The following is a 13,075-nucleotide window of genomic DNA, read 5'->3' as shown; positions in this document are numbered from 1 at the left end:
CAAGAATGACGCCTCGCCGTCATCGCTCGCAATGACGGATGGGATGACGCGCTTTCGCGCGTCACTTCTCCCGGAACGCCCGCATGAACTGGTCGTGCAGCGGCTTCATCAGGTAGGACAGCATGGTGCGATCACCGGTCTGGACGAACGCTTCCGCGGGCATGCCGGGGATCAGCCTGGAGTCCCCGAGCTTGGCGACCTCCTCCGCGGACAGCGAGACGCGGATGGTGTAGTAGCTCTGGCCGGTGCGCTGATCGGTGGTGACGTCGGGCGAGACGCGGCTGACGACGCCGTTGAGCTCCGGCGTGGTGCGCTGGTTGAAGGCGGACAGGCGCAGCAGCGTCTTCTGGCCGATCTGGAGCTTGTCGATATCGACCGGATTGACCTTGGCTTCGACCTGGAGATCGTCGGCCTGCGGCACGATCAGCATGAGGGCGTCGCCGGCGGTGATGACGCCACCAACGGTATGCACGGTCGATTGCAGCACCATGCCGTCCTGCGGCGCGCGAATGTCGACGCGGCGAAGCTGGTCCTCGGCGGCGACCTTGCGCTCGATCATTTCGCCGATCTTGTCGTTGGTCTCGCGCAGATCCTTGGAGACCTCGCTGACCATGTCTTTGTCGACCTGGATGATCTGGAGCTCGGTCTCGGTGATCTTGCCCTTGGCCTGCGCCCGCGAGGCGATGTATTGCGCGCGCTCGCCGTTGAGGCGGGCGCTGTCGCGTTCGAGCGTGGTCAGACGGGAGATCTGCACCAGGTGCTTGTCATAGAGATCGCGGACCCCCACGAGCTCCTGCTGCACCAGCGAGATTTCCCTGTCCTTGGCTCGCTCCTGCGCGGAGAGGCCCTCGATCTCCTCGTTGAGCTGCTGGATGCGCTCGCGCAGCTGCGCCTTCTGGCCGGCGCGTCCGTTGACGCGGACGTCGAACAGCTTGGTTTCGGCGGAGAGCAGCGCCTTGACGTCGGGATCGTTGCCGCGATCGAGCAACGCTTGCGGGTAGTCGATCCTGTCGATTCCGCGCTGCTCGGCCTGGAGCCGCGCCGCACGCGCCTGCGCCGCGTCGAGATTCTTGGTGACGATGGCGAGATTCGCCTTGGTGACGGTGTCGTCGAGCCGCACCACGATGTCGCCGGCCTTGACCACGTCGCCATCGCGCGCACGCACCTCGCCGACCACGCCGCCGGTCGGATGCTGCACCTTTTTGACATTGGACTCGACGACGATCTGACCCGGCGCGATCAGCGCGCCCGAAATCTGCACCGTCGAAGCCCAGCCGCCGAGGCCGACCAGGAGGACCAGCACGATCCCAAGCCCGAGCATCAAGTGAAACCGGATCGACTGCCGTACGGTCCTCTTCGCGGCAGGCTTCGCGCCGCCGAGCGCCATCGTGCTCATGCCTTGGCTCCGCCTTCGCTGACGATCTTGATCGGCGCCGGCGGCGTCACGCGCGGCTGGAGCACCTGGGCGAGCACCTGTTCCTTCGGCCCGAAGGCCTGCATGCGGCCGTCGCGCAGCACCAGGATCTGGTCAACCGCTTCCACGCCGATCGGACGGTGCGCCACTACGATGACGATGGCGCCGCGCTCGCGCGTCGCGCGGATGGCGCGGGTCAGCGCCTCGTCGCCTTCGGTATCGAGATTGGAATTGGGCTCGTCGAGCACGATCAGGAAGGGGTTGCCATAGAGCGCGCGCGCCAGCGCCACGCGCTGCGCCTGGCCCGCGGAGAGCGCCGTGCCCTGCTCGCCGACCTGGGTGTTGTAGCCCTCGCGCATCTTGATGATCATCTCGTGCACGCCGGCTTCCTTGGCGGCGGCGATGATGCCGTCAGACGTGGCCTCGGGATCGAAGCGGCTGATGTTCTGCGCGATGGTGCCGCCGAACAATTCGACGTCCTGCGGCAGATAGCCGATGTGGCGGCCAAGCATGTCCGACGACCACTGGTCGAGCGCCGCGCCGTCGAGCCGCACCTTGCCGCGGACCGGCTGCCAGACGCCGACCAGCGCGCGGATCAGCGACGACTTGCCGGAGCCGCTCGGTCCGATCACGCCGAGGCCATTGCCGGCTTCGAGCGCAAAGGTGATGTCTTGCACGATGAGGCGCTGGTCGCCCGGCGGCACCATGGCGATACCTTCGACCGAGAGGCGGCTGGTGGGCGCCTGCAACTGGGTCGGCATCGTCTGCGCCGGCATCTGCTCGAGAAGGCGGGTCAGACGATGCCAGCTCTGGCGTGCCGCGACAAAGGATTTCCAGTGCGCGATCGCGAGGTCGACCGGCGCGAGCGCGCGTGCCGAGAGGATCGAGCCGGCGATGATGATGCCGGCGGTCGCCTCCTGGTGGATGACGAGATAGGCGCCGACCGCGAGCACGGCCGATTGCAGCATCATGCGCAGCACTTTTGCGACCGCGCCGAGACCGCCGGCGACGTCGCTCGCACGCTGGTTGCCGTCGAGATATTTTTCGTTGGCCTCGCTCCAGCGCGCGTTCATCCGGCCGGCCATGCCCATCGACACCATGACTTCGGCATTGCGGCGGCTGGCCTGGGCGAGATCGTTGCGCTGGGCGGCGAGCCCCATCGCCTCGCGCGCCGGCTGGCGGGACATCAACTCGGTGACCAGCGTCAACCCGACCAGGATGACGGCTCCGACCAGCGCGGTGACGCCGATCATGACGTGGAAGGCGAAGCAGATGGCGAGATAGAGCGGCAGCCAGGGCAGGTCGAAGAACGCGCTCGGTCCCATGCCGCCGAGGAAGGAACGGACATTGTCGAGATCCCGCAGCGGCTGAAGCCCCTCGTTGCGGCTGCCAACCAGCAGCGGCAGGCGCACGATGGTGTCGAACACCCGCTTGTTCAAGGCTTCGTCCAGGGCGGTACCGACCCGGCCCAAGATCCGGTTGCGGATCATGTCCAGCACGCCCTGCGCCATGTAGAGGAAACCGGCGAGGACGATCAGGCCGACCAGGGTCGGAATACTGCGGCTCGGCAGCACCCGGTCGTAGACCTCCAGCATGAAGATCGACCCGGTCAGATAGAGCAGGTTGATCATGCAGCTCATCAAGCCGACGCCGACAAACGCCGTGCGACAGGCGCGCAGCGCATCACCGAGCTCTGAGCGGCGGACGCCGGGAACGGCTGCCATCAGTCTGATCTCTTTCGGGTAGGGGCCAAAGTCCCTGATTTCAAAGGCAAATTCAGGAGTAATTGACCCGGATTAACATCGCGTTTGCGCTCATCGCCCAACGCAGTCGAACACCCGGGACCCCTATGGCCCACATCACCCCCGACCGACCCTGCACGCAAGTCCGGAATCTCACGATCTTGCGGCTTTTTCTTGCAGACATGTCACCTCTCCCCGGGCGGGGAGAGGTCAAAAGTTCGATCAATTGAACCCGGGCGCCATTAGAACCGGCCGCCGCCGCGGACCAGCCGCACGACCAGCAGCAGGATGACCGCGCCGATGGCGGAATAGATGATCTCCGATATCAGCCCGGTGCCGATGTGAATGCCGAGCTTCGGAAACAGGAAGCTTGCCACCAGCGCGCCGGCGATGCCGACCACGATATCGCCGATGATGCCGAACCCGGTTCCGCGCACCACCTTGCCGGCCAGCCAACCAGCGACGAGGCCGACGAACAGGATGACAAGCAAGCCTTCATTCGAAATGTACATAAATGAGGTCCCTCTCCGTGAACGGTTCCATGGAAGCGGAACCGGGATGAACGAGGTCTGAATGCTGTTCCCCCGTTCCCCGCTGGCGGTCCAAATATCATGACAGCGCGGTGACCGGCTCCGCCAGCACGCACCGTGCTGCCCGGCCCGGCCCGACCTCCACATTCCCAGGCAATTGCTCCAGGCAGCGCGGCTGGGCAGCGGCGCAGCGGGGCGCAAAGGAGCAGTTGTGCGGCCGCTCGCCCAGCGACGGCGGGGTGCCGGGGATGGTCTCGAGCCGCTGTCCCCGCTTGGCCCCGTGGACGGTCGAGGCGAGCAGGCCCCTGGCGTAGGGATGCACCGGCGAGCGGACGATGTCGCGAAGCGTGCCCTGCTCCACGATCTGGCCGGCATACATCACCGCGACCCGGTCGCAGATCTCGATGGCGACCCCGATGTCATGGGTGACGAAGATGACGGACATGCCGAACTCGCGCTGCAGCTCGCGCAACAGCAGCAGGATCTGGATCTGCACGGTGGCATCGAGCGCCGTGGTCGGCTCGTCCGCGAGCAATATCTTGGGACGACACGCGAGCGCCAGCGCGATCATCGCGCGCTGACGCATGCCGCCGGACATCTCATGCGGATAGGCATCGAGCCGCCGTTTTGCGGAAGGAATGCGCACGACCTCGAGCATTTCGAGTGCGCGCGCCCTGCCCTCCGCATACGACTTGCCTTCGTGACGCACCACGCTTTCGGCGATCTGCGCGCCGATGGTGTAGACCGGATCGAGCGCCAGCGCCGGCTCCTGAAAGATCATCGACACGGTTTGGCCGCGGAACGACGACAGCTGCTCGTCGTTCATGGCGAGCACGTCGCGGCCCATGACGTTGACCTTGCCCGTGATCTGCGTGCGCTTCTTCGGCAACAGGCGCATCAGCGCGCGCAAGGTCACGCTCTTGCCCGAGCCGGACTCTCCGAGCAGGCCCAGCACCTCGCCGTCGCCGAGCGAGAGACTGAGACCGTTCACGGCATAGACCGTGCGCTCCCCGGTGAAGCGGATGTTAAGGCCTGAGATCTCGACGAGCTTTGTCATGACGGAAGTTTCGGCAGCCTTTCGTGGTAGTCGGTGGCGCGCTGGAACGCGGCGCCGATGGTGAGCAAGGTCGCTTCATCGAACGAGCGGCCGATCAGCTGCATGCCGATCGGAAGACCGCTTTTGGTGAAGCCCGAGGGCACCGTGAGCGACGGCAGGCCGAGGTAATTCACCGGACGGGTGAACAGCGTCAGCCGCTGCAACAGCGCCGGCGCATTCGGCCCGCCGCCAACGTCGCTCTCCTCGATCGTTGGCGCCGGCACGGGGGACGCCGGCGCGATCATCGCGTCGACGCCCGATGTGGCAGCGTTGTGCGCGGCGAGCGCAGGTCCGCGCCAGCGCATCGCCTCGAGATAGGTGATGGCGGGGACCGCGAGGCCGTTCTGGAGCCGCATCAACACCTGCGGACCATAATCCTGCGGCCGCTCAATCATCCAGCGCTTGTGGAAGGCGGCGGCTTCGGCTGCGAGCACGAGCTGGCTTGCCGAGGACAATTGCCGCTGGTCGGGCAGCTCGACCGTGACGATGTCGGCGCCCTCACGCTTGAGCACCGCGACGGTCTCGTCCAGCACGCGCGCGACCTCGCCGTCGAGATCATCGACATAGAAGGACGAGGGGACGCCGACCTTGAGGCCCTTCAGCGAGCCCTTGGTCGCGCCGACATAGTCAGACAGCGGCTCATGACTGCAGGTCGAATCCTCGGGATCAGGGCCGGCCATCAGCGCCAGCAGCAGCGCGCAATCCTCGGCGGTGCGGGCGAGCGGGCCGACCGTGTCGAGCGACTGCGACAGCGGCATCGCGCCGGCGCGGCTGACCCGGCCGACGGTGGTCTTCAATCCCGTGACGCCGCAGAAATGCGCGGGCATGCGGATCGAGCCGCCGGTGTCGGAGCCGAGCGCCGCATAGGTCAGTCGCGCCGCGACCGCCGAGCCCGAGCCCGACGACGAGCCGCCGGTGATGTGCGCAGCGTTCCAGGGATTGCGAACCGGGCCGTAATGGGCGTTATGGCCAGTCGGGCCATAGGCGAATTCGGCGAGATGCAACGTGCCGAGGCGAACCTGGCCGGCGTCCTTCAGCCGCTGCAAGGCGGTGGAGGTGACGGTCGGAACGAAATCGCGGCGGATCAACGAGCCGCAGGTCGCGACGTGACCTGCGTCGTAATACATATCCTTGTGCGCGAGCGGCACACCGTGCAGCGGACCGCGGACTTCCCCCTTGGCGAGTTCGGCGTCGGCGGCATCGGCGGCCTTCAGCGCTGCCTCTGCCTCGATCGACATGAAGGCGTTGAGGTGCGGCTGCCACTGCGCGATGCGATGCAGCAGCGCACGCGTCACCTCATGCGAGGACACCTGCTTCATCGCGATCGCGCGCGCGACCTCGGTGAGCGTCATCAATGCGGGCTCGGTGCTCATTTCGAGACCTTGGCAGTCTGCGCGATCGGATAAAGCGCGGGCTCGAGATCGAACGGCAACGTGCCGGCAATGGCCGCAAAGCCCTCGAAGGCCGGTCCGATGGAATTGGAGATGCGCGTCGCGATCTCGTCGTCGACGGGAACGCCGGCGACCTGTGCCGTCGCCTTGATCTCTTTTGTCGTCGGTCTCATGCGGTTTCCTCCTTCGGCGCGCGGCTATGGCCTGAACCCGGGATCGCCATGTAGCACGCGGCCTCGTGGCCCATTCTATCGAGCGCGGTGAGTTTTGGTGTCGCATTTGCGCAGAGCGGCTCCGCAAACGGGCAACGGGTGTGGAAGCGGCAGCCCGAGGGTGGATCGATCGGATTGGGCGGATCGCCCGTGATCGGCGGCGTCTCGGTGCGGCGGTCCGGATCCGAGGACGGCATCGCGGCAAGAAGTGCGCGCGTATAGGGATGCGCCGGTTGGTCCCAGACCTGGTCGACCGGGCCGAGCTCGACGACCTCGCCGAGATACATCACCAGCACGCGATCGCTGATATAGCGCACGACGTTGAGGTCGTGACTGATGAAGAGATAGGTCAGGCCGAACTCACTCTTGAGATCGGCAAGCAAATTGAGCACCTGCGCCTCGACCGACTTGTCGAGCGCGGAGACGGCTTCGTCGAGAATCACCAGCCGCGGCGACAGGGCCAGCGCACGCGCGATGTTGACGCGCTGGCGCTGGCCGCCGGAGATCTCATGCGGGTAGCGGTTGGCAAAGTTTGCAGGAACCAGGCCCACTTTGCCCAGCAGCTCGCGCGCCAGCGCGCGCGCGGCGCCGTCGGCCATGCCGTGCACCTTTGGGCCGAAGGCGATCGAGTCCTCGATGGTCAGGCGCGGGTTGAGCGAAGCGTAGGAATCCTGGAACACCATCTGCATGCCGCGGCGCAGCTCGCGCAAGGAGAGCGACTGGCCGACGCTCATGCCGTCATAGATGATGTCGCCGGTGTCGCGCGGCATCAGATGCATGAGCAGCCGCGCGGTGGTCGACTTGCCGCAACCGGACTCGCCGACGATGCCGACGGTCTCGCCCTTGGCGACGGTGAACGAGACATTATCGACCGCCCGCACGGTGCGCTTTGCGGCGAACAGGCCGCCACGAACCGGGAAATGCTTGGTGAGGCCGTTGACCTGGAGCAGCGGCTGGGCGACGCCGCCGAGGTCTTCGATCGGCTCCAGCATTGCGACGGAGAGGTTGGTTTCGCTCATGGCTAGTTCCTGATGTCCATGGCGCTGCGCAGGCCGTCCGAGAGCAGGTTGAAGCAGATCGAGACCGCGAAGATCATTGCACCGGGGAGCGCGGCGACCCAGGGGTTGACATAGATCGCGGTCCGCAAGGTATTCAACATCAGGCCCCATTCCGGCTCCGGCGGTTTGGTGCCGAGGCCGAGGAACGACAGGCCTGCCGCGAGGATCATCGAGACCGAGATCAGGCTGGTCGCGTAGACGAAGATCGAACCGAGCACATTGCCGAGGATATGAACGCGCATGATGGTGAACGGTCCCGCGCCCGAGGCGCGCGCGGCGTCGACGAAGTCCATGTTGCGCACGCCCGTCGTGACGCTTTCGGCGACGCGGGTGATCTGCGGCACGAACACGACGGTCAACGACACGATGGAATTGAGGATGCCCGCGCCCAGCGCGCCCGAGATCGCGATCGCCAGCAGCACGGACGGAAACGCGTAGAACACGTCGATCGTGCGCATGATCGCAGTGTTGAGCTTGCCGCCGACATAGCCGGCAACGAGGCCGAGCGAGGTGCCGATGCAGAAGGCGAGGATCACCGGCAAAATGCCGATGAGAAGCGACAGCCGGCCGCCATAGATCAACCGCGCCAGCATGTCGCGGCCGAGTTCGTCGGTGCCGAGCGGGTAGCCGGATGTGCCAATGTGCCGAAGGCGGCGGATCATCGAGCCCTTGTAGGGATCTTCCAGACCGAGCCACGGCGCAACGATCGCGGAGAGGAAGATCAGCAGCAGCACCAGCGCGCAGACCATGCTGACCTTGTCACGCCGGATACGACGGCCGACGGTCGCCCAATAGCCGCGCGCCTTGGTCGCGGGCGCGGACTGAAGCGCCGTATCGCTGGTGACGGACAACGGAAGCTCGCTCATCGCTAGCCCCGTTTGATGCGCGGGTCGATCGCGGCTTGCGCGATGTCGACCATCAGATTGAGGAAGACGAAGAACAGCGCCAGGATCAGGATCGTGCCCTGCAGCAGCGGCAGGTCGCGCTGGAAAATCGCGGAGTTGAGCAGGAAGCCCGAGCCCGGCCAGGAGAACACCGTCTCGATCAGGATCGAGCCGCCGAGCATGTAACCGAGCTGAAGTCCCATCACCGCGAGCGCGGTGGGGGCGGCGTTCTTGATGACGTGGCGGAACACGCCGCGCTCATGCAGGCCTTTTGCACGCAGCGCCTCGACGAAGTCCTGGCTGAGAATGTCGCCGGTCAGCGCGCGCACCGTGCGAGTGACGATGCCCATCGGGATCACCGAGGTCGTGATCGCTGGCAGCACGAGATATTGCAAATGCGCCCAGTCCCAGGCCCAGGCGGCCGAGCCGCCGGGTCCGGCGCCGACAGCGGGCAGCCAGTTCAGCTGGACCGAGAAGATGATGACGAGCACCATGCCAAGCCAGTAATGCGGCACCGAAACGCCGGCGATGGCAAAGGAGGTCGCCAGCTTGTCGATCCAGGTCTCGCGGAAATAGCCGGCGATCAGGCCGAGCAGGATGCCCATGGTGAAGCCGATGATCGCCGCCGCAATCGCCAGCGTGACCGTGTTGCTGACCGCGCGCATGACCTCGGCGAGCACCGGGCGGCCCGTGGCGATGGAATTGCCGAGATCGCCATGAAGCGCGCGGAGCAGCCAAAGCCCGAACTGCACCGGCAGCGGGCGGTCGAAACCATAGGCTGTCCGGAGCTGCGCGGCGAGCTCCTGCGAGGCGTCTGCGGGGAGCACCGCGACGAGCGGATCGCCCGGCGTGATGTGCACGAGCAGAAAACACACCAGCGCGACGCTGATGACGATCGGGATGACGTAGACGATGCGTCTGGCGATATAGGCGAGCACGTTGTTTCTTTTCTTCCCTTCTCCCCTTGTGGGAGAAGGTGGCGCAAAGCGCCGGATGAGGGCTCTAACCCCGGATGCAGTGTTAACGAAAAAGAGAGAGGGTCATCCGCGGAAAGAGATCCCTCACCCGGCTTCGCTTGCGCGAAGCCACCCTCTCCCGCAAGGGGAGAGGGTGCACTGCGTATGAGGCGCGAACTATTGCATCGACACCAGTGAGAAGTCGATGAACCAGCTCTTTGGCTGCACGACGCCTGTCACCTTCGGGCTGATGGCGCGGGGACCGACGTCGTGGGCGACATAGAGGAAGGCCGCGTCATCGACGGAGGCCGCGTGCAGTTCGGCGAGCGCGGCGTCACGCGCGGCGGGATCGAAGGTCTGCCGCGCCTTCTTCACCAGCTCGTCGAATTTGGGATTGTTGATGAAACCCCAATTGTTCGAGACCGGCGGCGCCATGCCCGATTGCAGGAAGCGCACCAGCGCGAAGAACGGGTCCATCGCCGCATAGGTGACGTTGGTCGCGTTCGAGCCGTTGGCACTGGGATCCTTGGCGCCGCGGCGCCAGTTGGTGAACAGCGTATTCCACTCGATGACATCGAGCTGCACGTCGAAATAGCATTCGGCCAGCGCCTGCTGGATATATTCGTTCATCGGCAACGGCTGCATCTGGCCCGAGCCGGACGCAGACGTCTGGGTCTTCACCGTCAGCTTCTTGTTCGGGCCGAATCCGGCCTCCTGCATCAGCTTCTGTGCAGCAGCCTTGTCGTACTTGATCTCGAAGGTCGGTCTGCCGCGCCAGGGATGGCCGACCTCGAACGTGCCGGTCGCGGGCACCATCAGCCCCGCGAGCAGGCCGTCCTTGAGGCCTTCGCGATCGACGCAGAGGTTCGCGGCCTTGCGCACGCGGATGTCGTTCCAGGGCGAGCCCTCGACGCGCGAGAACTGCCACGGCCAGACGTGCGGCTGCTCGTTGGCGTAGAGCTTGAAGCCGCGCTGCTTGAGCTCGGGCAACGCGTCCGGCGCCGGCGCCTCGACCCAATCGACCTGCCCGGAAAGCAGCGCCGCGGTGCGCGCGTTGGCCTCCGGCATCGGCAACAGCACCATCTTGTCGACCTTGGGCACGCGGTCCTTGTTCCAGTAGCTCGCATTCTTGACCAGCTCCAGCCGCTCGCGCGGGGTGAAGCCCGCCATCTTCCACGGGCCGGTGCCCGCGGCGTCCTTGGCAAACGCGGTCCATGCGGCCTGCGACTTGGCCTTGGCGTCGGCGCCCTCCGCCTTGTCGTAGAAGGCCTGCCACTTCGCCGGGCTCGCCATGAAGAGATTGGTGAGGTTGATCGGCAGGAAGCTGTCGGGCTCCTTGGTGGTGAGCTCGACCGTCATGTCGTCGACCTTCTTCGCTGATGCCAGCGTCGGCATGCGCGAGGCCGTGACACCGACCTGGCTGGCGTCGAATTGCGGCGCGTCCTGCTTCAGCACCTTCTCGACATTCCACACCACGGCGTCCGCATTGAACGGCGAGCCGTCATGGAAGGTGACGCCCGGCCGCAGCTTGAAAGTCCATTTGGTCTTGTCGGCATCGTCGACCTTCCACTCGGTAGCAAGGCCGGGGATCACCACGCTCGCCTTGTCGGCCGAGGAAAGGTCCCAGCCGGTGAGCGCGTCATACATGGTGAGGCCGGTGAAGCGGTTGCCTTCAAAGCCCTGATCGGGCTGGCCCAGCGTGCGCGGAATATCGGCAGCCGTCATGGCGATGCGCAGCACGGTTTCGGCAGTGGCCGCGCGCGGCCACGCAGCCGCGCTACTGAGCGCCAGCAACGCGATCAGCGCCGCGCGGGTCTTGTTTTTCTTGATCAACATTGACTCAATCCTTTTCCGGCTTCGATGACTAATTTTGATGCAATCGTATGCAATGCCTATGCCAATGGGGAAACTTATTCTGCAAATTGCCCCTGCGACGACAAGTCCTTGTGATGACACGTCGGCGAAAGCACCTCGCTGCCTATTCTGGCATCAAGATTGCAGGTTTGGCTCCGATTGTCCTTGAAGTCTTCCTTGGAGCTTTGGCCCATGCGTATCCGACTATCGACCTGTTTCGCCGTGCTTGCACTGGCGTTGTCCGCGATTCCGGCGGGCGCCGAAACGGTGCTACGCTACGGCATCTCGATGGCGGACATCCCGCTGACGACCGGCCAGCCCGATCGCGGCGCGGGCGCCTATCAGTTCACGGCCTACACCATCTACGATCCGCTCGTGGCGTGGGAGATGGACGTCGCCGACCGGCCGGGAAAGCTGGTGCCCGGATTGGCCACCGAGTGGAGGGTCGATGCCGAGAACAAGACCAAATGGCGCTTCACCTTGCGCAAGGGCGTGAAGTTTCACGATGGCAGCGAGTTCGATGCCGACGCCGTGATCTGGAATCTGGACAAGGTGCTCAATGACAAGGCGCCGCAATTCGACAAGCGCCAGAATGCGCAGGTCAAGACCCGCCTGCCTTCGGTCGCGAGCTACGCCAAGATCGACGACTTCACGGTGGAGATCACCACCAAGACGGTCGATTCCTTCTTTCCCTATCAGATGCTGTGGTTCCTGGTCTCCAGCCCGGCGCAATACGAGAAGCTCGGTAAGGACTGGGACAAGTTCGCGAGCCAGCCTTCGGGGACCGGCCCGTTCAAACTGACAAAACTGGTGCCGCGCGAACTCGCCGAGCTCACGAAGAATCCGGATTATTGGAACAAGAAGCGTATTCCCAAGGTCGACAAGCTCGTGCTGGTGCCGATGCCGGAAGCGCTGACGCGCACCAATGCGCTGCTGGCCGGGCAGGTCGATCTGATCGAGACGCCGGCGCCGGATGCCGTGCCGCAGCTCAAGGCCGCCGGCATGAAGCTCGTCGACAACGTTACGCCGCATGTCTGGAATTATCATCTGAGCGTGCTGCCGGGTTCGCCCTGGACCGACATCCGCCTGCGCAAGGCGCTGAACCTCGCGATCGATCGTGAAGCCGTGGTGGGCCTGATGAATGGCCTTGCGAAACCCGCCAAGGGACAGGTCGATCCGTCGAGCCCCTGGTTCGGCAAGCCGAGCTTCGAGCTGAAATACGATGTCGCAGCCGCCAAGAAGCTGGTCGAGGAAGCCGGCTACTCCAAGGCGAAGCCGCTGAAAGCGACCTTCATCATCGCACAGGGCGGCACCGGCCAGATGCTGTCGCTGCCGATGAACGAATTTTTGCAGCAGAGCTTCAAGGAGATCGGCATCGACATCGATTTCAAGGTCGTCGAGCTCGAGACACTCTATACGCATTGGCGCAAGGGCGCGGCCGACGAGATGAACGCCGGCATCACCGCCAACAACATCGCCTATGTCACCTCTGACCCGCTCTACGCCATCGTCCGCTTCTTCCATTCGAGCCAGATCGCGCCGGTCGGCGTCAACTGGGGCGGCTACAAAAACCCGAAGGTCGACGCGCTGATCGACGAGGCCAAGCAGACCTTCGACAGCGCCAAGCAGGATGAGCTGCTGGCGCAGGCGCACGCGCTGATCGTCGACGACGCCACGCTGGTATGGGTGGTGCACGACACCAACCCGCATGCGCTGTCGCCCAAGGTCAAGCAGTTCGTGCAGGCGCAGCACTGGTTCCAGGATCTCACGACGATCGGGGCGGAGTGAGGCTCAAGGTCGGCACCCCGCTTCCGCAAACACCACTGTCGGGGGGGGGGGGGGGGGGGCGCCCCCCCCGATTTTATTGGCGCCCCCCCGGGGGGGGGACACCCCGGGGGGGGGGGGGGGGGGGGGGGCGGGGCGCCGCCCCCCCGCCCC

The 13,075-nt window shown here is 65.2% G+C and carries 11 protein-coding genes; 1 reads left to right on the top strand and 10 read right to left on the bottom strand.

From position 1 onward, the window contains the following. Window positions 1-61: 61 nt before the first annotated feature. The 10 genes from AC0L23_RS22355 to AC0L23_RS22310 form a co-directional block, all read right to left on the bottom strand. A complete protein-coding gene (locus tag AC0L23_RS22355) occupies window positions 62-1,396 on the bottom strand; it encodes an HlyD family type I secretion periplasmic adaptor subunit (RefSeq protein WP_085354331.1) in 1,335 nt (444 codons plus the stop codon). Further along, window positions 1,393-3,138: a type I secretion system permease/ATPase gene (locus AC0L23_RS22350; RefSeq protein ID WP_085358019.1), complete on the bottom strand. Its 1,746-nt coding sequence runs from the start codon at window positions 3,136-3,138 to the stop codon at window positions 1,393-1,395. Before AC0L23_RS22350 ends, AC0L23_RS22355 begins: the two co-directional genes overlap by 4 nt. A 260-nt stretch (window positions 3,139-3,398) precedes the next feature. Further along, the gene (locus AC0L23_RS22345; RefSeq protein WP_007605178.1) at window positions 3,399-3,668 is read right to left on the bottom strand and encodes a GlsB/YeaQ/YmgE family stress response membrane protein; all 270 of its coding nucleotides are present in this window, start codon (window positions 3,666-3,668) and stop codon (window positions 3,399-3,401) included. Between the two features lie 97 nt (window positions 3,669-3,765). Next, window positions 3,766-4,743: an ABC transporter ATP-binding protein gene (locus tag AC0L23_RS22340; protein WP_085358021.1), complete on the bottom strand. Its 978-nt coding sequence runs from the start codon at window positions 4,741-4,743 to the stop codon at window positions 3,766-3,768. Continuing rightward, window positions 4,740-6,155, bottom strand: coding sequence for an Asp-tRNA(Asn)/Glu-tRNA(Gln) amidotransferase GatCAB subunit A (locus AC0L23_RS22335; protein ID WP_018457592.1), 1,416 nt, complete (start codon window positions 6,153-6,155; stop codon window positions 4,740-4,742). The genes AC0L23_RS22340 and AC0L23_RS22335 overlap by 4 nt, the downstream gene beginning before the upstream one ends. Then, window positions 6,152-6,346 (bottom strand): hypothetical protein, encoded by a 195-nt coding sequence (locus AC0L23_RS22330; protein ID WP_018457593.1) that lies wholly within the window; start codon window positions 6,344-6,346, stop codon window positions 6,152-6,154. Before AC0L23_RS22330 ends, AC0L23_RS22335 begins: the two co-directional genes overlap by 4 nt. After that, window positions 6,343-7,404 carry an ABC transporter ATP-binding protein gene (locus AC0L23_RS22325; RefSeq protein ID WP_085383889.1) on the bottom strand — a complete coding sequence of 354 codons (1,062 nt, stop codon included), beginning with the start codon at window positions 7,402-7,404 and terminating at the stop codon, window positions 6,343-6,345. Before AC0L23_RS22325 ends, AC0L23_RS22330 begins: the two co-directional genes overlap by 4 nt. A 2-nt stretch (window positions 7,405-7,406) precedes the next feature. Then, window positions 7,407-8,309 carry an ABC transporter permease gene (locus AC0L23_RS22320; RefSeq protein ID WP_085358023.1) on the bottom strand — a complete coding sequence of 301 codons (903 nt, stop codon included), beginning with the start codon at window positions 8,307-8,309 and terminating at the stop codon, window positions 7,407-7,409. Between the two features lie 2 nt (window positions 8,310-8,311). Next, window positions 8,312-9,265 carry an ABC transporter permease gene (locus tag AC0L23_RS22315; protein ID WP_085349306.1) on the bottom strand — a complete coding sequence of 318 codons (954 nt, stop codon included), beginning with the start codon at window positions 9,263-9,265 and terminating at the stop codon, window positions 8,312-8,314. 195 nt (window positions 9,266-9,460) lie between these two features. Next, complete coding sequence (locus AC0L23_RS22310; RefSeq protein WP_018457597.1) at window positions 9,461-11,119, bottom strand: ABC transporter substrate-binding protein; 1,659 nt, start codon at window positions 11,117-11,119, stop codon at window positions 9,461-9,463. 210 nt (window positions 11,120-11,329) lie between these two features. Here AC0L23_RS22310 and AC0L23_RS22305 point away from each other — a divergent pair, with 210 nt between their 5' ends. Continuing rightward, window positions 11,330-12,925 carry an ABC transporter substrate-binding protein gene (locus tag AC0L23_RS22305; protein ID WP_473357437.1) on the top strand — a complete coding sequence of 532 codons (1,596 nt, stop codon included), beginning with the start codon at window positions 11,330-11,332 and terminating at the stop codon, window positions 12,923-12,925. Window positions 12,926-13,075: the final 150 nt, after the last annotated feature.

The organism is Bradyrhizobium sp. MI1.4, assembly GCF_055811315.1.
Note: the sequence above shows the minus strand (reverse complement) of the source record. Positions and strands in the feature narration are given on the sequence as shown.

What these genes read in the sequence shown, in the direction of transcription:
- AC0L23_RS22355 (WP_085354331.1), bottom strand. Translation starts at nt 1,396, where the DNA reads ATGAGCACGATGGCGCTCGGCGGCGCGAAGCCTGCCGCGAAGAGGACC.
- AC0L23_RS22350 (WP_085358019.1), bottom strand. Translation starts at nt 3,138, where the DNA reads ATGGCAGCCGTTCCCGGCGTCCGCCGCTCAGAGCTCGGTGATGCGCTG.
- AC0L23_RS22345 (WP_007605178.1), bottom strand. Translation starts at nt 3,668, where the DNA reads ATGTACATTTCGAATGAAGGCTTGCTTGTCATCCTGTTCGTCGGCCTC.
- AC0L23_RS22340 (WP_085358021.1), bottom strand. Translation starts at nt 4,743, where the DNA reads ATGACAAAGCTCGTCGAGATCTCAGGCCTTAACATCCGCTTCACCGGG.
- AC0L23_RS22335 (WP_018457592.1), bottom strand. Translation starts at nt 6,155, where the DNA reads ATGAGCACCGAGCCCGCATTGATGACGCTCACCGAGGTCGCGCGCGCG.
- AC0L23_RS22330 (WP_018457593.1), bottom strand. Translation starts at nt 6,346, where the DNA reads ATGAGACCGACGACAAAAGAGATCAAGGCGACGGCACAGGTCGCCGGC.
- AC0L23_RS22325 (WP_085383889.1), bottom strand. Translation starts at nt 7,404, where the DNA reads ATGAGCGAAACCAACCTCTCCGTCGCAATGCTGGAGCCGATCGAAGAC.
- AC0L23_RS22320 (WP_085358023.1), bottom strand. Translation starts at nt 8,309, where the DNA reads ATGAGCGAGCTTCCGTTGTCCGTCACCAGCGATACGGCGCTTCAGTCC.
- AC0L23_RS22310 (WP_018457597.1), bottom strand. Translation starts at nt 11,119, where the DNA reads ATGTTGATCAAGAAAAACAAGACCCGCGCGGCGCTGATCGCGTTGCTG.
- AC0L23_RS22305 (WP_473357437.1), top strand. Translation starts at nt 11,330, where the DNA reads ATGCGTATCCGACTATCGACCTGTTTCGCCGTGCTTGCACTGGCGTTG.